This window comes from Bradyrhizobium huanghuaihaiense (assembly GCF_025200885.1).
GTDB classification, from domain to species: Bacteria; Pseudomonadota; Alphaproteobacteria; order Rhizobiales; family Xanthobacteraceae; genus Bradyrhizobium; species Bradyrhizobium huanghuaihaiense.
This window is the reverse complement of sequence record NZ_CP104172.1, coordinates 7,000,058-7,021,948: the sequence shown is the minus strand read 5'-3', so window position 1 is coordinate 7,021,948 and position 21,891 is coordinate 7,000,058. Positions and strand designations below refer to the sequence as shown.

Sequence of the window (21,891 nt, the reverse complement as noted above, 5' to 3'; positions counted from 1 at the left end):
AAGGCTTACAAAAAGCCACACTCCGCGCAGCTTTACACCAAAGCTTGGGCCAAAGCCAACCCGCTGGGCCGATTACGGGCATGCACGTGCAACCCCCGGGCCAGAGTGGTTAATCGCGGCGCTGACAGGGGGTTCCAGACTTGCCCGGTTCCGGGGCAGTATTTTTGAGCGGAAGCAACCGCTTTTTCGTCGGATTCGAGGGCCGGGTGGCCCTCCGGAGACGGTTCCCAGATCCTTATCCCGGGTCGGCCTGCCGCGCCCGAGGAATCCAGCGGCGTGCGATCATGAAAAAATGCAGGCTTCAGATGCCCGAACGCGGGCTCGACGTCTGCCTTACTGGACGTCGAGCGGTGCGGTTCCGGTGGGCTGGCCGCTGGCATCGGTGGTGATCTTGTCGACTCGGGCCTCGGCCTGGCGCAACAGTTCCTCGCAGCGGCGCTTCAGGGCCTCGCCGCGCTCGTAGATCGTCACGGATTCCTCGAGCGGCACCTTGCCGTCCTCGAGCCGCTTCACGATCGTTTCGAGTTCCTCGATCGCGCGCTCGAAGGTGAGCCTGGAGACGTCGACTTGGGTGTTTTCGGCCATATCCGTTTCCGATTGCCCGATTTGCATGCCCCACAGTGAAGGCGGGTTTTGCGGGCTTAATGTGGCGAGTGCTTTCAGGCGCCCATCAGGGCGCCGACATGCGCCGTAACAGATTCTTTCAGTCCTTGCAGGTCATAGCCGCCCTCGAGCACCGAGACAACGCGGCCCCCGGCAGACTTGTCGGCAAGGTCCATCAGCTTGCGCGTCACCCAGGCGTAGTCTTCGGCGCGCAGGTTCAGCGAGGCCAGCGGGTCGCGGTAATGCGCATCGAAGCCGGCCGAGATGATGAGCAGCTCGGGGCTGAATTTTTCGAGCTGCGGCAGGATCAGATTCTCGAATGCGGAACGGAATTCCGGCCCGCCGTCTTCTGACGCCAGCGGCGCGTTGACGATGGTGTCGTGGTCGCCGCGCTCGCTCTTCGCACCTGTGCCCGGAAACAGCGGCATTTGGTGCGTCGAGCAGTACATCACGGTCGGGTCCGACCAGAAGATGTCCTGCGTGCCGTTGCCGTGGTGCACGTCGAAATCGACGATGGCCGCGCGCTCGATGCCGTATTTGCGCTGCGCATGGCGCGCGGCGATCGCGACATTGTCGAAGAAGCAGAAGCCCATCGGCTTGCCGATCTCGGCGTGATGGCCTGGCGGGCGCACTGCGACGAAAGCGTTGCGGTGCTCGCCATTCATCACCGCTTCGGTCGCCGCCACCGCGCCGCCGACGCCGCGCATCACCGCTTCCCACGTGCCCGGGGACATCGAGGTGTCGCCGTCGATATAGACCTGGCCGCTGGTCGGCGCGATGTGGCGCAGCTCGGTGACGTAATGCTCGTTGTGGCACAGCGTGACGAGATCGAGATCGCCCTCCGGCGCCTGGTCGCGTACCAGGAACTGGAAGCGCTCATGCGACAGCGCTTCCTCCACCGCGCGCAGGCGGTCGGGCCGTTCGGGGTGTCCCGGCGGCGTGACGTGGTCGAGGCAGGCCTTGTGGGAAAGAAGAAGCGTGCTCATCAGGTCGGGCTCACTGGGAATGGGCTCTTGACGTCGCTTGGCCCATCCGGCGCCAAAACGCAATGCCAAACCCAATCTATGTGCTTGGATGGGAATGGCAAAGGGTTGTCCCGTTCCGGCCCGTTTGATCCGGATCAATTCACGCGCAGGATGCGGCTCAGTGGCAGCGGTCCAATCGGCCCGTGCGCCCGGAAAAAGGCGAACAGCGCATCGGCGTCGTAGCCGCCATATTGCGGCGCCGCGCCCTGCTTGGCGACCGCGAATCCGTCACCGCCGACGGCGAGGTAGTCGTTGAGGGTGACGCGGTAGCCGCTGGCCTGCTCGATCGGCCTGCCGCTGAGCGTCATCTTCTCAGCCATCACGCGTTCGCCGAACGGCTTCGAGCCGTCCCAGGTGTAACTGAACCCGTTCGAGACCTGAAGAATCCGCGGCCGCTTCGGGTCGAGCCATTGTTGTTCCAGCATATCCTTGAGCTGGCTGCCCGTGAGCGTCATGGTGACGAGGCGATTGCGAAACGGCTGGCTGGCGAAGACATCGCCGAACGTTATCGCGCCGTTCTCCTTCGGAACGATATCGGTGCGGATTCCGCCGGGATTGGTGAGCGCGATGACGGCGCCGCCATCCTTGGCGTCCCTGGTCGCTGCGAGCTGCGCATCTGCAATGATGTCGCCGAGCGCGCTTTCGCCGGCCTCGTTCGGAACGCGCGAGAGCGTCTGCGTCACCGACCCCGCCGGCCGGTTGGCGATCGGCGCGGACAGCTTGTCATAGGCGTCGATCAATGCGGTCTGTTCCGGGTCCTTCGCGAGCGAGGCATTGGCGACGATGACGTTCTCGCCCCTCGCGCTGACGATGTCGCGGGTTACAGGATCGAGCTTGAGGTCGATCGCCGTGACCAGCGTGCCGTATTTGTCGCCGCTGGTGACGAGCCGGCCGTCGATATCGCAGACATAGGCGCGATGGGTGTGGCCGCTGACGACGACGTCGACCGCGCGATCGAATTTTTTCACGATGTCGACGATGGGCCCCGTAATGGCGGGACATTCGTTGTAGTCGCCTGCGGGCTCGCCGCCCTGGTGGATCAGCACCACGATCGCCTCGACGCCGCGCGCCTTCAGTTGGGGCACCAGCGCGTTCACCGTCTCGGCCTCGTCGCGGAATTCGAGCCCGGCAATGCCTGATGGCGAGACGATGCCCGCGGTCTCCTTCAGGGTCAGCCCGATGAAGGCGACGGGGATGCCGTCGAACTCCCTGATCTCGTAGGGCGGCAGCACGGTCTTGCCGGTCGCGGTCTCGATTGTGGAGGCCGCGAGATAATGGAATTTGGCGCCCGTGAACGGATGCGGTCCCTGGCAGCCGTCAAGCGGATGGCAGCCGCCGTTCTGCATCCGCAAGAGCTCTGTCTTGCCCTCGTCGAATTCGTGATTGCCGACCGAGGTGATCGCAAGCCCCATCATCGAGAGCGACTCGATCGAGGGCTCGTCGTGGAACATCGCCGACAGGAACGGGCTCGCCCCGATCAAATCGCCGGCGGCAACGAAGATCGTGTTCTTGTGCCCTTCGCGCAACTGCTTGACCAGCGTCGCCATGTACTCGGCGCCGCCGGCCGTGACCATCACCTTCCTGCTCTTGTCTTCGGGATCATTGATGCGGATGCCGCCGGGCGGCGGCCGCAGATTGCCGTGGAAATCATTGATCGCGAGAATGCGCAGCTCGACGGGGGCGGCGGTCTGGGCAGAGGCGGGAAGGGCGCAGGTCAGCGCGAGTGCGGCAAGGATGGATCGGTATTGCATGGAGCCAGACTAGTCGTTCGACACGAAGATTTCACGAAGCATTGTCGTGAGCGTACCGGCCTTCTTCCCGGATGACGGATTCTGTCCCGACCGCACTATCGTAGGGTGGGCAAAGCGAAGCGTGCCCACGGCTTCTATTGCGGTTTGCGGATAGATGGTGGGCACGGCGCAAGGGCGCCTTTGCCCACCCTAACGAGCTTTTTGTTGAAGCCCGCGCGTGCCGCACACTCCCACCCGCCCCTTGAGGGAGGGTGACAGCCGCGCCGCTACACCTCACCGCTTCTTCCTGTTCGCAAACGCGTTGAACGCAGCCACGGCGTCGTCCGATTTCAACCGCTCGCCGAACAGATGGGCCTCCTGGTCGATGCGGCGGGTCAAACCCTCCGGCGGGGTGCGCAGCAGTTTGCGCGAGGTCGCGACTGCGTCGGCCGGAAGCCGGCAGATCTCGCGCGCCACCTTGCGCGCCTCGACTTCCGTGTGTCCCGGCGAGACCACGCTGTTGACGAAGCCCGCGGCTTCGGCTTCCGCGGCGGTGAAGGTCCGCCCCATCACCAGCATCGCGAAGGCGCGCTGGTACCCCATCGTGTTCGGCATCAGGAGGCTGGCCGCGCCGACCGGCACGAGCCCGAGCTTGATGTAGGGCGCGGAGAACGTCGCGGCTGTCGAGGCGAGCACGTAGTCGCAATGAAACAGCATCACGGTGCCCATGCCGATCGACGCACCGTCAACGGCTGCGATGATCGGCTTGGTGTTGAGGGCGAGCGAATAGAGAAACTTGGCGCCGTTCGACAGCGTCTCCGGCCGCGCCGTGTCGGCATGGAGAAAATCGTCGATATCATCGCCGGCGGTAAACACGCCGGAACCGCCGGTGATGATCATGCAGCGAATATCGGGATTGTTCTGCGCGGTGTCGATCGCGTGGCTCATCTCCCGGTACATGTCCTGGGTGATCGCGTTCTTCTTGCCCGGACGGCGCAGCGTGATCACGCGCGTTCCACGCTCTTCGGTGACGACGATATTGCCATTCGGCATAAGGACCCCCTGGGCTCGCCGCGACGCGTGACTTTGGCGAGTCTCGCAAACATCAGCCTACATCATCTTGCAGGCGTGCCAATCCGCCCGCGCGACCTTTTCGAAAGCGATTCCGTGAGACCGGCGGATGACACCGCTGTCATGACTGTCTTCCGTCCGGGAGCCGCAGCGCGTCGCGCCGGTTGTATTGTCTTGCACGCTCCATTGCGCATTGCAACAATTGGCTACAATGTTTTGTTTGAAAAACCAGTGGTTGTGAGGCACGATCGTGCCTTCTGCCGTTCCACTTGGCCGACTGCGCGATTGATGGTTGCCGCAACGAGCGTTGACGAATCTTCGCTGTCCTACCGTGGCTGGCGCGTCGTGCTGGCCTGCTTCCTGATGGCCTTCTTCATGTTCGGCTTCGGCCTCTACGGCCAGGGCGTCTATCTCGCCGAGCTTCAGCGCGCCCATGGCTGGCCGGGCACGCTGGTCTCCGCGGCCAGCACCTTCTCGTTTCTGTTGACCTCCGTCCTCGTCATTTTCACCGACGATCTGCTTGCACGCATCGGGCTGCGCTCGCTGATCCTGTGCGGGCTTTCCGCGCTGGGCGCCTCGACCGTGCTGCTGGCGCTGATGCAGACGCCCTGGCAGCTCTATCTCGCCTATGCGCTGATGTCGGTCGGCTGGACCGGGATGGGCACCGTGGTGATCGCGACCGTGCTGAATTCCTGGTTCGACCGGCGCCGCGGCCTTGCGCTCAGCCTCGCCTTCAACGGCGCGACCTGCGGCGGCATCATCCTCGTTCCGCTGCTGCTCTCGCTGACCGGCAGCATCGGCTTCCGTTCGGCGATGCTGGTGGCAACGATCGTGATGGTGGTGCTGGTGCTGCCGGTGGTCGTCGGCTTCATCGGTTGGCCTGCCGGAATCTCGCGGGCATCGGATGGACGACCATCCGGTGCCGGCACAGGCGCGCCGGCCCAGTCGCGCAAGGCACTGCTCGCCAATGCGGCGTTCTGGACCATGGTGCTGCCGATCGCGATCGCGCTGCTGGCGCAGATGGGATTCATCATCCACCAGGTGACGTTCCTCGAACCGCTGATCGGTCGCGCCAATGCTGGCCTTGCGGTGACCATCATGGCCGCGATGGCGGTGGTCGGGCGCCTGTCGCTCGGCCTGTTCGTCGACCGGCTCGATCCGCGGCTTGCCTGTGCGGCGTCGATGACGAGCCAGGCCGCCGCCCTCTTCGTGCTTTTGCAAAGCACGAATCCGACCGTGCTGCTGGCGTGCTGCGCCGTCTACGGCTTCTCGATCGGCAACATGATCACGTTCCCGCCTTTGATCATCCAGCGAGAGCTCGGCTCCGCCGCCTTTGCCGCCGCGATGGGATTGGGCACCTCGATCAGCGGCGTCGTCAGCGCCTTCGGCCCGGGCATCGTCGGCCTCGTGCGCAGCTTTACCGGCACCTATACGACGGCGTTTGCGATGTGTGTGGTGCTGGATCTGGTGGCGGCGGGAATCGTGCTGTGGCGGCCGGGGAAAAGAGCCGATGTCACAGCTTCGTAGCCCGGATGGAGCGCAGCGCAATCCGGGACCATTGTATCCGCGGTGAAGCTTTCCCGGATTTCGCTACGCTCCATCCGGGCTACGATGTCGCGTTTGCCGCGCCCCCTTACCCCAGCAACACCGCATCCGCCGCCGCGACCGAGTCCGCGCTTTCCGTCACGGTGCGCTCGAGCGCGCCGGCCTGCACACTGATGTTCTCGGCGAAGAAACGCGCGAGCGAGACGTAGCGCGCGGCGTCGGTATTGCCGTCGGCTTTCGCGGCAAGCGCCTCGGACGCCAGCATGCAGCCGCCGAGCGTCGAGCCGAACTGCTGCAGATAAGGCGTCGCGCCGGCCAATGCCTCGTTCGGTGCCGAGGTGACGCGCTCCAGCAGCCACTTGCTGGTGCGCGTCAAGGCCTCCAGCGCCTCGCGCAGCTTGGTGCCGGTGGTGCCGAAGGCGGGATCGTTGGAGGCTTCGACCCGCTTCACGACGGCCGAGAGCTCGTCGAGCAGCGCCCACACGGCAGCACCGCCATTGGCCGCCAGCTTGCGCGTGACCAGGTCGATCGCCTGGATGCCGTTGGTGCCTTCATAGATCGCGGTGATACGCGCGTCGCGATAATGCTGCGCGGCGCCCGTTTCCTCGATGAAGCCCATGCCGCCATGCACCTGCACGCCGAGATAGGCGACCTCGTTGCCGATGTCGGTGGAATAGCCCTTGGCCATCGGTGTGAGCAGCGCCGCGCGCGCGGCGGCGTCGGCGCGCACCTTCGGATCCTTGGCGCGCAGGGAGACGTCGAGCGCGACGGCGGTGGCGTAGCAGATGGTGCGCGCGGCGGCGGTCTGCGCCCGCATCCGCATCAGCATGCGCTTGACGTCGGGATGCACGAAGATCGCGTCCGAGCCTTCGCCCTTCTTGCCGACCGCGCGGCCCTGCTTACGCTCCTGCGCATAGGCGAGCGCCTGCTGATAGGCGCGATCGGCGACACCGACGCCCTCGAGGCCGACGCCGAGGCGGGCCTGGTTCATCATCGTGAACATGCAGCGCATGCCCTGGTTCTCTTCGCCGATCAGGAAACCGATCGCGCCGCCATGATCGCCCATGGTCATGGTGCAGGTGGGCGAGGCATGCATGCCGAGCTTGTGCTCGACGCCAGAGGCAAAGATGTCGTTGCGTGCTCCGAGCGAGCCGTCTGCATTGACCATGAATTTCGGCACGAGGAAGAGCGAGATCCCCTTGGTCCCCGCGGGCGCGTCGGGCAGGCGCGCGAGCACGAAATGCACGATGTTGTCGGTCATGTCGTGCTCGCCATAGGTGATGAAGATCTTCGTCCCCTTGATGCGATAGGTGCCGTCGGTCTGCTTTTCGGCGCGGGTGCGCAGCGCGCCGACATCGGAGCCGGCCTGCGGCTCGGTCAGCTGCATGGTGCCGGTCCATTCGCCGGTGACGAGCTTTTCGAGATAGATCGTCTTCAGTTCGTCGCTGCCGTGGTCATCCAGCGCCTCCATCGCCGAGGCCGTCAGCAGCGGGCAGAGGCCGAAGGCGACGTTGGCGGCGCTCCAGATCTCGGTGCAGGCGGCGTTGATCGCCATCGGCAGGCCCTGGCCGCCGAAATCCTCGGGTCCCGACACCGCGTTCCAGCCGCCCTCGGTCCAGCGCTTGTAGGCATCGGGCCAGCCCGGCGCGGTCGTGACCTTGCCGTCGTCGAGCTTGATACCGTGCTCGTCGCCGATCTTGTTGAGCGGTGCCAGCACGTCGGTTGCGAACTTGCCGGCCTCCTCGAGCACGGCGGCCGCAATGTCGGCGTCGAAATCGCCGTAATGGCCGGCTTCCACCGCCGCCTTCAGGCCGGCGCCATGATTGAGCGACAGCAGCATGTCAGAGATCGGCGCGCGGTAGGTCATGGTTCACTCCCCGGGGACTGGTCTTGGCCGCGGTATTCCCATGAATTGCCGACGGTCTCAACTGCCCCGAGGCTGAACGGATCGGCTCCGGAACAGCGCCTCCGCCCGGACTCTATTATATAGAGTGTGGCGCCGCCGATCCCGTGGCTGTGGTATTTTGCCCCTCCAGGCGGTTGAAATGCCGTGCCGCACCCTATAGACCGACTGCGACCCGAGGGAATCTGCGGTAGCCGGTTCTTCCGCCGTCTCGAGGTCGCCTGATGGGGCGTAGCCAAGCGGTAAGGCAGCGGATTTTGATTCCGCCATTCGGAGGTTCGATCCCTCCCGCCCCAGCCAGATCTCCTGCCCAGCCTGAAATTGCTCACGAAACCGGCCTGGCTGGGGAGCTGATGTCGGTGAGCGACCGTGCTGGACGCGCTGCTAGCCTACACCCGTGACAATTGGCGCCTGTCGCTAACAAGGGCCTGCGCGCGGACTGGCTTCCAGGCTCGGCGAGAGCCACACGCTGTCCATCCCGACGCTCGCCGCCGTGTCGGCGATGGAGCAGGGCGGGCCGTCGGACCCGCATCTCGCGGCGCAGGTCCTTTCCCCGGCCCTGCGCACCTCGCCGTTTCATCGCCTGCCGGCGCGCGGGACCGGAAGCGATCGCTGCATAGAGGTCGCTCGGGACAATCAGCTCGGCACCGCAGGGCAGCACATCCGCATTGAAGATCTCCCCGCATACGCGCAGGACCTTGGCCAGGTGTTATCTTCCGCAGGATTGAGCTGGAAGCGGCGCTTGGTCGTTGAACCGGCTGACTTCTTTGAGAGGAGAGATGATTGAAAGGTCCGTGATTGCAAGCGGCTACGCAGCCGTCCAGCCTCCATCCATCGGGAGGTTGGCGCCCGTGATCTGGGCGGCGTCGTCGCTGCACAGGAACAGGGCGAGCGAAGCGACCTGCTCGACAGTGACGAACTCCTTGGTCGGCTGCGCTGCGAGCAGGACATCGCTGATCACCTCATCTCTTCGCATGCGGCGGGCGGCCATCGTGTTCGGAATCTGCTTCTCCACGAGCGGCGTCCAGACGTAGCCGGGGCTAATGCAGTTGCAGGTGATCTTCGACCGGGCGAGCTCCAGCGCCACGGTCTTGGTGAGTCCTGCGATGCCGTGCTTGGCTGCGACATAGGCCGATTTGAAGGGCGAGGCGACCAGCGAATGCGCCGAGGCCATGGTGATGATGCGGCCCCAGCCGCGCTTCTTCATGGCTGGTACCGCCGCACGGATGGCATGGAAGGCGGCGGACAAGTTGATGGCGATGATCGCATCCCACTTCTCGGCGGGAAAGTCCTCGATCGGCGAAACGTGCTGGATGCCGGCGTTGTTGACCAAGATGTCAACGCTGCCGAAGCTTGCCTCTGCGAGTGCGATGAGCCCGGCGACCTCACTAGGCTTCATCATGTCCGCAGGCGAGTAGATCGCTTTGACAGCGAAGTCGCGCGTGATCGCGGCGCGCGCCGCCTCGATGTCTGCGAGCGCTCCCATGCCGTTGATCACGACGTTAGCGCCCGCACTGGCGAACGCCCGCGCGCAGGCGAGGCCGATGCCGCTCGTCGAGCCAGTGACGACAGCCGTCTTACCGTTCAGAATTCCCATCTCGTGCACTTTCCTTGTAACATAGCAACCAGAACCGAGCTGCGCGGTGCGCATTATGACTTAGAAGACCAGCGCTCTCTCGCCGGCTCGTATCGAGCCGCGAGCCGGCTGGCGTAGATAGTCGTGCACCACCGTCCCGAGACCGAGCGTGAGGTCGGCGCGGATGTGGACGGCTGAGACGATCTCCAGAACCGGCAGTTCGGCGACGGGCGCCAAGGCGTGTGGCGTCAGGTCCAGGGCCGCCGGCCCGGTCCATGCACCTTTCAGCACGATATCCTCGAGATGATATTGAACGAGCTCGCAGATCCGGGGGCTGCCGTCGACGTGCGGAATGATCTTGAGCAGGAAGTTCGGCTCGTTAAGCGTAGCCTTGACCTTCGCGAGATCGGCCTCGCAATGCTTGTAGCCCATCGTCCCCGTGGCGACCCGGAGCGGGCCGTAATCCAGCGTGCCGATCAGCGTGTCGATCTCGGTTCGCAACGTCGGCTGCGCGAGCTTTTTCGGGAAGCCCCATAGCTCGCGACCGCCCGCAATGGGTCCTTCGTCGTTGAGGAACATGCAATGAGTATAGCCGCCCTTGCGTCCGCGGAAGGAGACGGGAATGACCTGTCCGCTTTCCGTATAGTCGCCAAAGCCGTTGGAATCGGGCATCCGGATGAACTCGTATTTGACGAGAGCTTCTCGCTCGTCGACCTCGAGCGGCCCCGGAACGACGGCTCGAAGCTTGGCCGGATCGGTGCGGTAGGTGATGATCAGGTATTCGCGATCGACGAACCGGTAGGGCCCGGGCGGATAGGCCGGGCTGGTCAGCGGCATGGCGAAAGCACGTTGTTTCACATCAGTCTCGCGCATTTGCGTTCTCTCCAGGCGATGAGATTGGGCTACTCGCGGCCGTCATGTTCGAGATCGAAGGTGAAGACCCCGTCGGGGCTCGAAGGTCGAGCGAGCACCTCGGGATGGCGCAGGGTGCGCAGTGCATCGTGATAGCCGGCTTGCCAATGGTCCTGCATCGACAGGCGCGAGAACTCGTAATCCTTAGAGTGCCCCTCGTGATTACGCGCGCGATAGATCAGGTGGACGATGCTGTAGACGTTCCGCGAGACAGCCGTGCTGAGCAGTTTCACGGTCTCATGCTGACTGAGATCGTCGGGCAGCCTCCCCAATAGATCCGTGAGTGCGCGCCGCAGGCGCTGCACATGCTTGAACTGGTCGGTGCTGGCGCGCGTGCGGCTCGAATACTGGATTTCCTTGTGCCGCGTGACGACCTCAGCCATGTTGCGGGGAAGTTGACCGCGGGCGCTCCAGAGGTCGACCTGGAATGCGAGTATGTCTTGCGGGGCATCCGATTCGATCACCCATTGCAGCGGCGTGTTGGAAACGAGACCGCCGTCCCAATAGTGCTCGCCCTCGATCTCCACCGCCGGAAAGCCCGGCGGCAGCGCGCCGCTCGCCATGATGTGCTCCGGCCGGATCGTATGCGTGGTATTGTCGAAATAGACGAAATTTCCGGTTCGGACGTTGACCGCGCCGGCGCTGAAGCGCGTCAGCCCGGCATTGATACGATCGAAGTCGACCAGGCGCTCCAGCGTGGTCTTGAGCGCGCGCGTGTCATAGATGCTGGTCGCATCGCTGGCGCCGCCGGGCTGCAGCCAGGGCAGGACGGGACGGGCGGAAAAGAATCCCGTGGCGCCGCACGTGGCCGCCAGACCGGCGCTCATCTGGTTGATGAGGTTGCGCGTATTGTCGCTCCGCGTCCAATCCAGGAAAGGATTGCCGGACCAATCCCAGGGCGCGGTCGAGGTGACCTGGGTCCAAAAATCGCGCAGGCGGTCAACACGGGACTCGGGCGGATTGCCGGCGATGATGGCGGCATTGATGGCTCCGATCGAGATGCCAGCAACCCAGTCGGGATGAATGCTGGCTTCGGCCAGGGCTTCGTACACGCCCGCCTGGTACGCGCCAAGCGCACCGCCGCCTTGCAATAGCAGCGCGATGCAGTCGAAAGGAAGCTGCCGTTGTGCGGAAGAAAGCTGTGATCGAGGCTGGAAGTTCATGGCGAGTGTGCTCTTTGGTTGCTGATGAACATGCTCGTGTTAATGGCGACTGGTGTCTTGCTTTCCGACCTTCGGAGGCTCGAGCAGCACCTCTTTCAAATTGTCCCCGGAGGCGACGACGATCACGAAGTTGAGTTTGCCGTCCTGTCGGATCAGTCCGCCGGCCAGCGCGCTGCCGGCTGCCGCTTTCTCGGCGACCTCTACGGCATCGGACAATTCCGGCTTGATCCATTTCAAGGCGACAATGTTGGCGAGGTCTTCCCGATCGAGCTCCTTCAGCGACGACGTCGTCTCTTTGCCCGTGATACTTCCGGTATTTGCGTCGATGGCGTTCTCCCACACGTGCTCATTCCGGATCGTGCGAACGCGGTAGACGGGCGGGCCGTCCACCTCGAAGCTGATGTCGGCCGTCTTCGAGCCGTCATGCAGGCGCTCTGCGATCGTCATCGCCCGGCTGAGCGGGATGCGGGTGGCGCGGAACTCTGTGAGCACGCGTTGGATAGCGGCCGCTTCGGTCTGGCCCTGCGCGCTCGCGCTTCGGCTGTCTGCATCCGCAGATTTTTGAACGTCGGCGACGGCGGCGGTCGCGGTGAGCGTGGCGGACCACATGATCAGGGCAAACAAATGCTGCTTCGACATTGGATTAATCTCGGTCTGGTTGGTCAATCGCCTGCGAGGGCCGTGTGAGCGACAAAGATCTCCTTGTCGGAGAGCGTGGGCGGCGACTGGTTGGTATCGATCACGACGCGCTCCGGCCCCTTCACGTCAGAGTGGATGCGGATCGGAGGCCGCGCAGGATCCGGCTCCGCGAAGCGGCTTGGCAGTTGGGCCGGGAGCGCCCAACTGGTCACCCAAAGCAAGCAGAGCAGGGCGCCGCCGACCGACAGAAAATAGCCGCGCAAGGGAAGGGTGGTGTCGGTCGATCGGCTCGCGCGCATGAACATTGCGGATCGTCGGCTCATGACGTGCGGCTCCTGAAAACGGAATCTGTCCGTATCATCGTCAGATACTCCACGGGCGCGGATGCCGACGCGCACGTTCGGCATCGAGATAGCCGCGCTCGTCGAGCCATTCGGTCGGACAATAGGCTGCGGCCTTCGGATTAATCGTGAGTCCGTCACGCTGGAGCGCTGTTCGTGTTCCGGTCACACCAGTCCACACGACCTCGCCGCTGGTCGGGTCCACTTCCATCCCATCAAAGACTTCGATGAAGTTCAGCATCTCAGACACCGGTGCTCGCTCACGCCGTGTGCGTGAGGCGGTCGACTTCGTCGGGCGTAACGCCTCTGCGCGCGAGTTCGGACTCGATCACGTCGAACACGCATTCGACCGGCGCGATCCAGACGTTGACCCAGTAGATGATGCAGTCGCGGGCGATCAGCAGGGCCGGTGTCATGCGACCGTCCTCCGATCCAGTTGAACAGTGCCGGTCTGGCCTGTGACGAGCGTATGAGCCCACGCGATCATCGCGATCGTGATGCCAAGCAGGAGGCTCAGGGCCACGAGGCACAAGGCGACAATCGCGTTCAGCGATGCGGCGGCGAGGCCGGGCAACGGATTTTCGCGCATCAACGCGAACAGCAGTGTTGACATTCCGCGTCTCCTTAATAAAATACACCGTATAGTTCATATAAATCACGCGATGGCCGGAGTCAAGACGAGTGCGTCACAAGCGCGTGTGCAGACCGAGGGGCGAGGCCCCGCCAGGTTCACCAGAAGTCTCGAGCAGAGAAAGGATCTGACATGACGAAATCGATGCCGGCGTTGTTCGCAGCGGCCGTAGTCGCGCTTGGCAGCGCAGCAGCTTTTGCCCAGGAGAACCGGGGGACACCGGAGCAGCGGGCGGCCTGCACGCCCGACGCCTTTCGTCTGTGCAGTGCCTACATTCCCGACCCATCGGGAGTCGAAGCCTGTCTGCGGCTAAGGAAGTCGGATCTGAGCGAAGGCTGTAAAGCGGTCTTCGAGCAGGCATCCACCGGATCAAGCAAGGGCAAATGAAGAGCGAAGTTGCGGCTGATGTGCCCGGCGCTGCCCTGAACCACATCCGCACTGCGACAGGAGACAGGAGCGAACTTATGAGCACGGTGTACATACCGGCCCTGGCTGCCTTCGGCGGCTCTGCGGTCGGTGCGGTCTCGACCATCGTCAGTGGATGGTTTAGCGGACGACGAAGGCGTCGCGAGCGTCATCATGCCCGCTCGTTCACGAAGCGCGAACAATTGTACCATAGCTTCATCGAGGAGGCGTCGCGGCTCTATGCCGATGCCCTGGTCAATGATCAGGCCGAAATCCCGCAACTGGTCAGCCTCTATACGCTGGTCGGACGCATGCGGATCTTGTCGAGCAACGACGTCGTTCAGGCCGCCGAGAGAGCCGGGCACCTGATCATCGAAGCGTATCTGTCGCCAAATCGCACATTCGTCGATCTCCCCAGATTCATCGAGGAAATGGATCCCTTGCGCGATTTCGGAGAAGCCTGCCGCCGCGAGCTGATGAACCTTCCGGCGCACTGAGAGACGTTATGCGCGAGCAGATTGACGACCGAATGACGAGCGCCCGCCGCAAGATCGTGCAGGCCGCCATCCATCTCTATAACGAGATGGGCCACACCAAGACCACCGTCGCCGACATCGCGCGGAGCTTGTCGATGTCCTCAACCAACGTCTATCGATTCTTTCCCTCAAGACGGGCGATCGAGGAAGCTGTGGTGGAGGAGGTGCTCGAGGAGACAGTCAGTGTGGCGGCTGAAGCGGCCCGCGGCAGTGGGCCAGCGTTACGGCGCCTGGCCGCAATCCTGAAGGCCATCGCCGACTGCAATGAAGGTCGACCGGCGAAGCATCGACGACTGCAAGACCTGATAACTCTGGCCGTCCGTCAGAACTGGACGGTCGTCCTCACCTACGACGACAGGATCCGAGGGCTGGTGCGACCGATCATCGGCGCTGGGCAAGCACGCGGAGAACTGCAGGGCGGCAGTCCGATGGCGCTGACCTGCTGCCTGCTGGAAGCCATGGATGTCCATCTCAATCCTTCGCGGGTCGGGGCCGCGACGCTGCGGCCAAGCTTCGACGAGATGTTGAGATTTTGTACGGGCGCTTTACGTCGCGCGCCATTCCTGCAGCCGGCCGAGATGACAGCCCACGTGCAGCTCAAGGCTGCCGGCTAATGCGAATGCTTCCAAGCCACGTCTAAAGAAGACAGCTAGTACGACCAGTCTGTCTCGCAGGCTGCCAGGAAAAAGCCGACGCGCTCGCGCACGAAGCCGGGAAGCTCCTTCTTCAGGTCTTTCGGCGTCTCGCCGACGAGCGACCGGAACAGCATCGGTAGCAGAATCAGGTCGAGAAAGATCTGCGCGGTAGCGCGGCTTCGCTTGGCGCTGAAAGGGCCCCTCGGGGTGCGAGCGAGCTTCTGCGTGGCGTCGTCCAGCAACTGGGACACTGCGGCCAGGGAGCGATCACGCGCAGCGTCGTGAACGTTGCGGCTCAGGTCGGGGAACCGCTGCGATTCCGCGATCGTCGCGCGCACCATCCCGAGCGATTCCTCGACCACTCTCTCGACGATGGCTGTCCCAAGGCTCATCAACTTGTCCTCGATGGTGCGGCCCTCGGGCGAGAAGCCCTCGAAGTCCGTCAAGCCGTCGATGGTGCGGGCCACCACCGCCGCGAACAGCGCTTCCTTGCCGGGGAAGTGGGCGTAGATCGTCGGCTTGCTCGCAGGAGCGAGCTCGGAAATGTCGTCGATGCTGGCGCTGCGGTAGCCCTTCTCCAGAAACAGCTGCTGGGCCGCATCGAGAATGCGCTCCTGTGCGTCGCCGGCAAGATCCTTGGGCGGTCTGCCTCGCTTCGTCTTCTTCATTCTTGAACCTCCGAAATCACGAGTCTGTGCGCGTTGCTTTCCCACTTGACATGGCTCGCGAAGAAAGGCAACAAAAAGAAAATATACGGTATAGTTTATTATTGCGTCAGGCTGCACGTTCCCGAGCTTGGCGAGCGCCCCCAAACAATCGGGGTCGCACAGGTGAAGCCTTCTACCCCGATCGTCCGAGCCCAATGAGGAGAATGTCGTGACTGTTTTGAGCCCAGCCCCGTCCGGCTTGCAGGAGGGCGTGCTGCTACGCGAGCTGAATCGCAGGGTCACCAACGGCGTTGCCTTCGCCATCGACCTGATCTCCGCCGCCGCCATCCGGGTCGAGGGGGCGGAAGCCAAGTGCGCGCTCAGCGATGTCGTCGAGCTGCTGCATGGCTACGCCGATCTGCATCGTGCGTTGGCCATGCCTCCGGGTGAAACGCTGATCCAGGCCGCGACCTACATTCGCAAACTGGGCTGTGCCACGCGCCGGGCACTCCTGGACCGGATGAACATTCAGCTGGCATTCGCGACCCAGTCCCTCGCGCTTGAGCCGGAGCGCTGTTGGCATCTGGGGCTGATCGTCCATGAGCTCGTGATGCACGCGGCAAGACACGCCTGTTTCGACGCCCGGGCCGGGCAGATCAGGATCAAGCTGACGCGTACCGGTGCGCTGGTGAACTGCGTGATCCTGGACAACGGCTCGCGTCCCGCGCGGGAGACTTCCGACCGCGAGTTGCGAATTGCCAGGGATATCGCGCGGGCGCTCGGCGGCCGGATCGAGCAGGGTTTCGGCGCCGAATTCACCTCGATTGTCCTCTCGTTCCCGCTGACCGAGCGCGAACGGGGCGCAAACTGTTCAATCGCAACGCGCCAGATGAGGGCTCCGCGCCGCACGAGAGCCACCGCTTCGAACGAAGCAGTGCTCACGGCAAGCGCAGAGGCCGATCAACGTGGGCCCCCCGTTGAGACAGATGCCTTTGCGGGACTACTGCGCCAACAAGAACGCGAAATGGTCGTCCCCCGCCAATCCGCCGATGCGCTTGGCGGGCTGTTGTCACCTTCCCATCATACGGACGCGCCATGACAAACCGATCTCCCAATCCGATCCGTCTTCTTCGAACGCCACATGCAGCGAAGTGCGTCGCAGCGGCCGTGCTTGTCAGCATTGCGCTGGCCGGTTGCAACGATCACGCGGCGCAGACGACCACACGGGCCACGCTGGTCCGAACCACGATCGTACAGCCGCGCGACCGGCAAGCCTCCCTCACGTTGACAGGAGAAGTCCAGGCGCGCTTCCGTGCCGATCTTTCCTTCCGCGTCAGCGGACGGGTGATCGCTCGCACCGTGGACGTTGGTGCTCACGTCAACAAGGGCGACGTCCTCGCCCGGCTCGATCCGGCCGAGCAACAGGCCGATGTCGATGCTGCGACGGCGGCAGTGGCCTCGGCCGAAGCCCAGCTGCGCGTGGCGAAGGCAACGTTCGAGCGGCAGAAAGCGCTGATCGCAAGCGGCTTCACCACCCGGACCGTTTACGACCAGGCCCAGGAAGGTTTACGAACCGCAGAGGGCGTGCTGGAAGCGGCCAAGGCGCAGCTTGGCACTTCGCGGGATGCGCTTGGCAATACCGTCCTGCGCGCTGAAGCCGATGGTGTCATTACCGCACGAAATCTCGAGGTCGGCCAGGTCGTTCCGGCTGCCCAACCCGTGTTCTCGCTTGCTCAGGACGGGGAGCGGGATGCCATCTTCGAGCTCTACGAATCCGTCTTCTTTGGCCAGACCGACAGCCCCCGCGTGATGCTCGCGCTGGTCTCCGATCCCGGCGTGGCAGCAGCGGGTGAGGTCAGAGAGATTTCACCGGCCATCGACGCGAAGAGCTCCACGATCCGCGTCAAAGTGTCCATCGAGAACCCGCCGGCTGCGATGACGCTGGGCAGCGCCGTCGCGGGAACGGTGAAGGCGACAGCTCAGAAGGAGATCACCTTGCCTTGGAGCGCGCTGATGGCCGCGGGCACGAAGCCTGCCGTCTGGACCGTCGACCCGAAAACGCAGACAGCGTCGCTGAAGCCCGTCACGGTCGGCGCTTATGAAGCCGGTCAGGTGCTGATCAAGGCAGGCCTCGAGCCCGGCGAGCGCGTCGTCGTCGACGGCGGCAAGCTTCTGAGCGTCGGCCAGTCAGTCACTGAAGAGGGAGGTCAGTCATGAAGCGACAGGTCATGATGATCGCTGGCACGCTCGCGGCGGCCTCGTTGTTCACCGGATGTCAGCAGGAGACGAACGCGCCGGAGCCCATGCGCCCCGTGCTCTCGATGGTGGCCAGGCCGAACAGCGGTGACAGCACGGTTGCCGTCGGCGCCGTCGAGCCGCGCTACAAGACCAACCTTGGCTTTCGCGTGCTCGGACGGCTGACTTCGCGTCCGGTCTACGTTGGCGACATCGTCAGCGAAGGACAAATCATCGGGACGATTGACCCCGCCGCACTCGATCTCGCCGTTCGCGCGGCCAAAGCTCAGCTTGCGAAGGCCGAGGCGCAGCTTGCGACGGCCAAGGCCACGGAGGAGCGGCAACGAACGCTCATCACGAGCGATGCGACTACGAGGCAGTCGCTGGACAATGCGGAGCAGGCCCGCGCCGGCGCCGAAGCAAGCGTTGCGCAAGAGCAGGCGAACCTGACCAAGGCGATCGAGCAACTCGGCTATGCCCAGATCAAGGCCGACTTCGGCGGCGTCGTCACCGCCGTCGGCGCGGAAGTCGGCCAGGTGGTCTCGCCCGGTCAAACCGTGGTGACGGTTGCGCGGCCGGACATTCGGGAGGCGGTCGTCGATATCGGGGAAGACCTCCCTGTCCCCCTCGAAGCCGGTCTTCCGTTCAGCGTCAGTCTGCAGCTTCTTCCCGCCGTTCAGGTCGAAGGCAGGATTCGCGAAATCGCGCCGCAAGCCGATGCGGTGACACGGCTGCGGCGCGTCCGGATTGCGCTCGACAATCCGCCCGAAAGCTTCCGTCTCGGCGCGACCGTCATGGCAAAGCTCGGCAAGCACCAGCGCAAGGACTTGCGCCTGCCCGCATCAGCTGTGCTCGCCAGGGATGGCGTCGATTTCGTCTGGGTGGTCGATCCGTCCGCCGGCACCGTCTCTCTGCAGAAGATCGATGGTGTCGCCGACCCGGCGGGCATCCGCGTCACCGGCGGGCTTGCTGCAGGCACCCGCGTCGTCACCGCCGGAATTCACAGCCTCAAGCCGGGACAGCACGTCCGCTTCGAACAGGATCAAGAGCCATGAAGTCGTTCAACCTCTCCGACTGGGCGCTCGGCCATCGCTCGCTCGTCTGGTATTTCATGATCGCCTTCATGGCGGCCGGCCTGTTTGCCTATCTCCAGCTTGGGCGACAGGAGGACCCTGACTTCACCATCAAGACCATGGTGATCCAGGCGCAGTGGCCAGGCGCCTCGCCCGAGGAGATGACGCGCCAGGTTACCGACCGGATTGAGAAGAAGCTGGAGGAGCTGGAATCGCTCGACTACACCAAGAGCGTGACGGTCGCGGGTCAGGCCACCGTCTTCGTCTACTTGCGCGATTCGACCAAGGCGGCCGACGTCAAGCCGACCTGGGTGCGCGTCCGCAACATGATCGCGGACATCAGGGGCGATTTTCCACAAGGGGTGATCGGGCCAGGCTTCAACGATCGCTTCGGCGATGTCTTCGGCAATGTCTATGCCTTCACCAGCGACGGCTTGAGCCAGCGACAGCTCCGCGACCAGGTCGAGGACATAAGGGCCAAGGTGCTGACGGTGCCCGATGTCGGCAAGGTCGACATTCTCGGCGCACAGGACGAGGTCATCTATCTCGAATTTTCTACCCGCAAGATCGCAGCCCTCGGCCTCGATGTCCACGCCATCATGAATTCGCTCCAAGGCCAGAATGCGGTTGCGCCCTCCGGCGTGTTCCAGGAGGGGCCGGAGCGGATCAGCGTTCGCGTAAATGGTCAGTTCACGTCGGAGGCCAGCCTTAAGGCAGTCAATCTCCGCATCAATGATCGCTTCTTCCCGCTGACCGATGTTGCCACCATCACGCGCGGCTACGCCGATCCGCCGTCGACCCTGTTTCGATACAACGGTCAGCCCGCCATCGCGCTCGCGATCGGCATGAAATCCGGTGCCAATTTGCTCCAGTTCGGCGAGGCGCTGAAGGAGGAGATGACCAGGATCATCGCCGACCTTCCGATCGGCGTCGGTGTCCACCTCGTTGCCGACCAGCCGGTCGTGGTCGAACATGCTGTATCGGGCTTCACCGAAGCGCTATTCGAGGCCGTGATCATCGTGCTCGGCATCAGCTTCCTGAGCCTGGGCTTGCGCGCGGGGCTCGTGGTCGCCATCGCTATTCCGCTCGTGCTCGCGATCACCTTCGTCGTGATGGCCTATTGCGGCATCTCGCTGCAACGCATTTCGCTGGGGGCCCTGATCATCGCGCTTGGCCTGCTGGTCGACGACGCCATGATCGCGGTCGAGATGATGGTGGCGCGGCTCGAGATCGGCGATCCCCTCGAAAAGGCGGCAACCCACGTCTATACGTCGACCGCATTTCCGATGCTGACGGGAACGCTTGTCACCGTGGCCGGCTTCATCCCGATCGGGCTCAACAGCAGCAACGCCGGCGAGTTCACCTTCACCTTGTTTGTGGTGATCGCGGTATCTCTGATCGTCTCTTGGATCGTGGCCGTATTGTTCACGCCGCTTCTCGGTGTCACCATCCTGCCGGCCAGGATGAAAGGACATCACGAGCAGAAGGGCCGCCTGGCGCAGATGTTCGCGCGCCTGCTCCTATTCTGTATGCATCACCGCTGGAGCACTGTCGCCGTGACGGCTGGCGCTTTCTTTCTCGCCCTGTTCGGGTTGCAGTTCGTGCAACAGCAGTTCTTCCCCTCGTCCGACCGTGCCGAGCTCGTGATCGATTGGAACCTGCCGCAGAACGCTTCGATCACGGAGACCAATACGCAGATGGCTCGCTTCGAGCGCGAGCAGCTGCAGGGCAATGTTTCGGTCGAGCACTGGTCCACCTTTGTCGGCACCGGTGCGCCGCGCTTCGTGCTGTCGTTCGACCTGCAGACTGCCAACACCTGGTTCGGCCAGCAGGTGATCGTGACCAAAGGCGGCATCGCCGCGCGCGACCGTCTCAAGTCGCAGTTCGAGGACTATCTGAGGACGACGTTCCCGGGCACCGACACCTACGTCAAGCTGCTCGAGGTCGGCCCTCCCGTGGGACGTCCGGTGCAATACCGCCTGAGCGGCCCCGACATCGCTGGGGTCCGCGACCTCTCGCAGAAGCTTGCAGGCGTCATTCGCAGCAGTCCTGACCTCGGCAACGTGGTGTTCGACTGGATGGAGCCGGCGCGCGTCGTCAAGGTCGATGTGCTCCAGGACAAGGCGCGCCAGCTCGGCGTGACCTCGGAAGACATCGCCACCACCCTGAACTCGGTGCTCCAGGGCTCGCCGATCACGCAGGTACGTGACAGCATCTATCTCGTCAATGTCACGGGACGAGCGACCGCGCCGGAACGCGCCTCGATCGACACGCTGCGCGACCTGCAGATGACCGGGCTCGGCGGCCAATCGGTGCCGCTGGGGGCCGTCGCCAATCTGCGCTACGAGCTGGAGCAGCCCGCGATCTGGCGCCGCGCGCGGATTCCGACGATCACGCTGAAGGCCGCCGTCGTCAGCAACGTTCAGCCGAAAACGGTCGTCGACCAGCTGGCGCCGAAAGTAGCGGAATTTGCAAAGCAGCTGCCCGCGGGCTACGCGATCAAGATCGGCGGCTCGGTGGAGGAGAGTGCAAAGAGCCAAGGGCCGATCATCGCCGTCGTTCCGCTGATGCTGTTCGTCATGGCGACCGTGCTGATGGTGCAGCTGCAGAGCTTTTCGCGCCTGTTCCTGGTGTTCGCGGTCGCGCCGCTCGCCCTGATCGGCGTCGTCATGGCCATGCTGCCGAGCGGGTCGCCGCTGGGCTTCGTTGCGATCCTCGGCGTGCTCGCCCTCATTGGCATCCTGGTCCGAAACTCCGTGATCCTGATCGTGCAGATCGAGGATCTAAAGAAGGAGGGGAGGCCGGCCTGGGATGCGGTCGTGGAAGCAACCGAGCACCGCATGCGGCCGATCCTGCTCACGGCCGCCGCCGCAAGTCTGGCGCTCATTCCAATCGCGCACGAGATTTTCTGGGGCCCGATGGCCTATGCCATGATGGGCGGCATCATCGTCGGCACGCTCCTGACGCTCCTGTTTCTGCCGGCGCTCTATGTGGCGTGGTTCAGAATCCGTCCTGACCGTGCAAGTGGATCGCCTGCCCATGAACCCGAAGCTGATGCGCAGGAAGCGCCTGCCGAACAGACCGCCACTCACCACGCACCTGAGCCTGAGCTCGAGGTCCAGATCTAGCACGGAGACGACGATGCTTTCGAAGACGCTATCAACCTTTGCGGTCGCTGTGACTGTCGCAGCGAGTCCGCTCGTCCCCACTACTGCGTTTGC

General features: G+C 63.8%; 22 protein-coding genes and 1 tRNA gene. 9 read left to right on the top strand and 14 right to left on the bottom strand.

All coding sequences use genetic code 11. The features are described from left to right. Positions 1-333 precede the first annotated feature (333 nt). The 4 genes from N2603_RS33110 to N2603_RS33095 form a co-directional block, all read right to left on the bottom strand. Positions 334-585, bottom strand: a complete 252-nt coding sequence (locus tag N2603_RS33110) for an exodeoxyribonuclease VII small subunit (protein ID WP_061021206.1) — start codon at positions 583-585, stop codon at positions 334-336. 74 nt (positions 586-659) lie between these two features. Beyond that, positions 660-1,589 (bottom strand): histone deacetylase family protein, encoded by a 930-nt coding sequence (locus tag N2603_RS33105; RefSeq protein WP_260385437.1) that lies wholly within the window; start codon positions 1,587-1,589, stop codon positions 660-662. Positions 1,590-1,723: 134 nt separating this feature from the next. Beyond that, complete coding sequence (locus N2603_RS33100) at positions 1,724-3,379, bottom strand: bifunctional metallophosphatase/5'-nucleotidase (protein WP_260385436.1); 1,656 nt, start codon at positions 3,377-3,379, stop codon at positions 1,724-1,726. 273 nt (positions 3,380-3,652) lie between these two features. Then, complete coding sequence (locus N2603_RS33095) at positions 3,653-4,411, bottom strand: enoyl-CoA hydratase-related protein (protein WP_018648643.1); 759 nt, start codon at positions 4,409-4,411, stop codon at positions 3,653-3,655. Positions 4,412-4,717: 306 nt separating this feature from the next. On the opposite strand from N2603_RS33095, the gene N2603_RS33090 reads away from it, so the two are divergent. Continuing rightward, positions 4,718-5,956: an MFS transporter gene (locus N2603_RS33090; RefSeq protein ID WP_260385435.1), complete on the top strand. Its 1,239-nt coding sequence runs from the start codon at positions 4,718-4,720 to the stop codon at positions 5,954-5,956. A 106-nt stretch (positions 5,957-6,062) separates the two neighbouring features. On the opposite strand, the gene N2603_RS33085 is transcribed toward N2603_RS33090, so the two are convergent. Next, complete coding sequence (locus N2603_RS33085) at positions 6,063-7,841, bottom strand: acyl-CoA dehydrogenase family protein (RefSeq protein WP_260385434.1); 1,779 nt, start codon at positions 7,839-7,841, stop codon at positions 6,063-6,065. A gap of 261 nt (positions 7,842-8,102) precedes the next feature. Between N2603_RS33085 and N2603_RS33080 the strand changes: the two genes are divergently transcribed. Continuing rightward, a tRNA-Gln gene (locus N2603_RS33080) sits at positions 8,103-8,177 on the top strand. Between the two features lie 508 nt (positions 8,178-8,685). On the opposite strand, the gene N2603_RS33075 is transcribed toward N2603_RS33080, so the two are convergent. The 8 genes from N2603_RS33075 to N2603_RS33040 are packed head-to-tail and all read right to left on the bottom strand — an operon-like array spanning position 8,686 to position 13,121. Next, a complete protein-coding gene (locus tag N2603_RS33075) occupies positions 8,686-9,474 on the bottom strand; it encodes a 3-hydroxybutyrate dehydrogenase (protein ID WP_260385433.1) in 789 nt (262 codons plus the stop codon). A gap of 60 nt (positions 9,475-9,534) precedes the next feature. After that, positions 9,535-10,326, bottom strand: a complete 792-nt coding sequence (locus N2603_RS33070; RefSeq protein ID WP_260385432.1) for an acetoacetate decarboxylase — start codon at positions 10,324-10,326, stop codon at positions 9,535-9,537. A gap of 29 nt (positions 10,327-10,355) precedes the next feature. Further along, positions 10,356-11,528 carry a DUF3734 domain-containing protein gene (locus N2603_RS33065; protein ID WP_260385431.1) on the bottom strand — a complete coding sequence of 391 codons (1,173 nt, stop codon included), beginning with the start codon at positions 11,526-11,528 and terminating at the stop codon, positions 10,356-10,358. A gap of 39 nt (positions 11,529-11,567) precedes the next feature. Further along, complete coding sequence (locus N2603_RS33060) at positions 11,568-12,167, bottom strand: PepSY domain-containing protein (RefSeq protein WP_260385430.1); 600 nt, start codon at positions 12,165-12,167, stop codon at positions 11,568-11,570. A gap of 23 nt (positions 12,168-12,190) precedes the next feature. Then, on the bottom strand, positions 12,191-12,490 hold the full coding sequence (locus tag N2603_RS33055) for a hypothetical protein (RefSeq protein WP_260385429.1): 300 nt from the start codon (positions 12,488-12,490) through the stop codon (positions 12,191-12,193). A 40-nt stretch (positions 12,491-12,530) separates the two neighbouring features. Continuing rightward, positions 12,531-12,749 carry a hypothetical protein gene (locus tag N2603_RS33050; protein WP_260385428.1) on the bottom strand — a complete coding sequence of 73 codons (219 nt, stop codon included), beginning with the start codon at positions 12,747-12,749 and terminating at the stop codon, positions 12,531-12,533. A gap of 19 nt (positions 12,750-12,768) precedes the next feature. Then, a complete protein-coding gene (locus N2603_RS33045; protein WP_260385427.1) occupies positions 12,769-12,924 on the bottom strand; it encodes a hypothetical protein in 156 nt (51 codons plus the stop codon). After that, positions 12,921-13,121 carry a hypothetical protein gene (locus tag N2603_RS33040; protein ID WP_260385426.1) on the bottom strand — a complete coding sequence of 67 codons (201 nt, stop codon included), beginning with the start codon at positions 13,119-13,121 and terminating at the stop codon, positions 12,921-12,923. Before N2603_RS33040 ends, N2603_RS33045 begins: the two co-directional genes overlap by 4 nt. Before the next feature lie 150 nt (positions 13,122-13,271). Between N2603_RS33040 and N2603_RS33035 the strand changes: the two genes are divergently transcribed. The 3 genes from N2603_RS33035 to N2603_RS33025 are packed head-to-tail and all read left to right on the top strand — an operon-like array spanning position 13,272 to position 14,694. Beyond that, positions 13,272-13,526 carry a hypothetical protein gene (locus N2603_RS33035; RefSeq protein ID WP_260385425.1) on the top strand — a complete coding sequence of 85 codons (255 nt, stop codon included), beginning with the start codon at positions 13,272-13,274 and terminating at the stop codon, positions 13,524-13,526. Beyond that, positions 13,523-14,041 carry a hypothetical protein gene (locus tag N2603_RS33030; RefSeq protein WP_260385424.1) on the top strand — a complete coding sequence of 173 codons (519 nt, stop codon included), beginning with the start codon at positions 13,523-13,525 and terminating at the stop codon, positions 14,039-14,041. Before N2603_RS33035 ends, N2603_RS33030 begins: the two co-directional genes overlap by 4 nt. Before the next feature lie 8 nt (positions 14,042-14,049). Further along, positions 14,050-14,694: a TetR/AcrR family transcriptional regulator gene (locus tag N2603_RS33025; protein ID WP_260385423.1), complete on the top strand. Its 645-nt coding sequence runs from the start codon at positions 14,050-14,052 to the stop codon at positions 14,692-14,694. 35 nt (positions 14,695-14,729) lie between these two features. Here the strand turns inward: N2603_RS33025 and N2603_RS33020 are convergent, their stop codons facing one another. Continuing rightward, on the bottom strand, positions 14,730-15,383 hold the full coding sequence (locus tag N2603_RS33020) for a TetR/AcrR family transcriptional regulator (RefSeq protein WP_260385422.1): 654 nt from the start codon (positions 15,381-15,383) through the stop codon (positions 14,730-14,732). Between the two features lie 208 nt (positions 15,384-15,591). Here N2603_RS33020 and N2603_RS33015 point away from each other — a divergent pair, with 208 nt between their 5' ends. Genes N2603_RS33015 through N2603_RS33000 form a run of 4 tightly spaced genes read left to right on the top strand, consistent with a single transcriptional unit; the run spans position 15,592 to position 21,798 of the window. Beyond that, positions 15,592-16,461: an ATP-binding protein gene (locus N2603_RS33015; RefSeq protein WP_260385421.1), complete on the top strand. Its 870-nt coding sequence runs from the start codon at positions 15,592-15,594 to the stop codon at positions 16,459-16,461. After that, complete coding sequence (locus N2603_RS33010; RefSeq protein WP_260385420.1) at positions 16,458-17,579, top strand: efflux RND transporter periplasmic adaptor subunit; 1,122 nt, start codon at positions 16,458-16,460, stop codon at positions 17,577-17,579. The genes N2603_RS33015 and N2603_RS33010 overlap by 4 nt, the downstream gene beginning before the upstream one ends. Next, positions 17,576-18,652, top strand: coding sequence for an efflux RND transporter periplasmic adaptor subunit (locus N2603_RS33005; protein ID WP_260385419.1), 1,077 nt, complete (start codon positions 17,576-17,578; stop codon positions 18,650-18,652). The genes N2603_RS33010 and N2603_RS33005 overlap by 4 nt, the downstream gene beginning before the upstream one ends. Beyond that, positions 18,649-21,798 carry an efflux RND transporter permease subunit gene (locus tag N2603_RS33000; protein ID WP_260385418.1) on the top strand — a complete coding sequence of 1,050 codons (3,150 nt, stop codon included), beginning with the start codon at positions 18,649-18,651 and terminating at the stop codon, positions 21,796-21,798. The genes N2603_RS33005 and N2603_RS33000 overlap by 4 nt, the downstream gene beginning before the upstream one ends. Positions 21,799-21,891: the final 93 nt, after the last annotated feature.

Bases quoted from the DNA above. Each gene is read 5' to 3' on its own strand.
- N2603_RS33070 (WP_260385432.1), bottom strand. From the start codon at position 10,326: ATGCGCGAGACTGATGTGAAACAACGTGCTTTCGCCATGCCGCTGACC.
- N2603_RS33110 (WP_061021206.1), bottom strand. From the start codon at position 585: ATGGCCGAAAACACCCAAGTCGACGTCTCCAGGCTCACCTTCGAGCGC.
- N2603_RS33035 (WP_260385425.1), top strand. From the start codon at position 13,272: ATGACGAAATCGATGCCGGCGTTGTTCGCAGCGGCCGTAGTCGCGCTT.
- N2603_RS33075 (WP_260385433.1), bottom strand. From the start codon at position 9,474: ATGGGAATTCTGAACGGTAAGACGGCTGTCGTCACTGGCTCGACGAGC.
- N2603_RS33055 (WP_260385429.1), bottom strand. From the start codon at position 12,490: ATGAGCCGACGATCCGCAATGTTCATGCGCGCGAGCCGATCGACCGAC.
- N2603_RS33065 (WP_260385431.1), bottom strand. From the start codon at position 11,528: ATGAACTTCCAGCCTCGATCACAGCTTTCTTCCGCACAACGGCAGCTT.
- N2603_RS33095 (WP_018648643.1), bottom strand. From the start codon at position 4,411: ATGCCGAATGGCAATATCGTCGTCACCGAAGAGCGTGGAACGCGCGTG.
- N2603_RS33060 (WP_260385430.1), bottom strand. From the start codon at position 12,167: ATGTCGAAGCAGCATTTGTTTGCCCTGATCATGTGGTCCGCCACGCTC.
- N2603_RS33030 (WP_260385424.1), top strand. From the start codon at position 13,523: ATGAAGAGCGAAGTTGCGGCTGATGTGCCCGGCGCTGCCCTGAACCAC.
- N2603_RS33085 (WP_260385434.1), bottom strand. From the start codon at position 7,841: ATGACCTACCGCGCGCCGATCTCTGACATGCTGCTGTCGCTCAATCAT.
- N2603_RS33090 (WP_260385435.1), top strand. From the start codon at position 4,718: ATGGTTGCCGCAACGAGCGTTGACGAATCTTCGCTGTCCTACCGTGGC.
- N2603_RS33025 (WP_260385423.1), top strand. From the start codon at position 14,050: ATGCGCGAGCAGATTGACGACCGAATGACGAGCGCCCGCCGCAAGATC.
- N2603_RS33050 (WP_260385428.1), bottom strand. From the start codon at position 12,749: ATGCTGAACTTCATCGAAGTCTTTGATGGGATGGAAGTGGACCCGACC.
- N2603_RS33000 (WP_260385418.1), top strand. From the start codon at position 18,649: ATGAAGTCGTTCAACCTCTCCGACTGGGCGCTCGGCCATCGCTCGCTC.
- N2603_RS33005 (WP_260385419.1), top strand. From the start codon at position 17,576: ATGAAGCGACAGGTCATGATGATCGCTGGCACGCTCGCGGCGGCCTCG.
- N2603_RS33010 (WP_260385420.1), top strand. From the start codon at position 16,458: ATGACAAACCGATCTCCCAATCCGATCCGTCTTCTTCGAACGCCACAT.
- N2603_RS33020 (WP_260385422.1), bottom strand. From the start codon at position 15,383: ATGAAGAAGACGAAGCGAGGCAGACCGCCCAAGGATCTTGCCGGCGAC.
- N2603_RS33105 (WP_260385437.1), bottom strand. From the start codon at position 1,589: ATGAGCACGCTTCTTCTTTCCCACAAGGCCTGCCTCGACCACGTCACG.
- N2603_RS33040 (WP_260385426.1), bottom strand. From the start codon at position 13,121: ATGTCAACACTGCTGTTCGCGTTGATGCGCGAAAATCCGTTGCCCGGC.
- N2603_RS33100 (WP_260385436.1), bottom strand. From the start codon at position 3,379: ATGCAATACCGATCCATCCTTGCCGCACTCGCGCTGACCTGCGCCCTT.
- N2603_RS33045 (WP_260385427.1), bottom strand. From the start codon at position 12,924: ATGACACCGGCCCTGCTGATCGCCCGCGACTGCATCATCTACTGGGTC.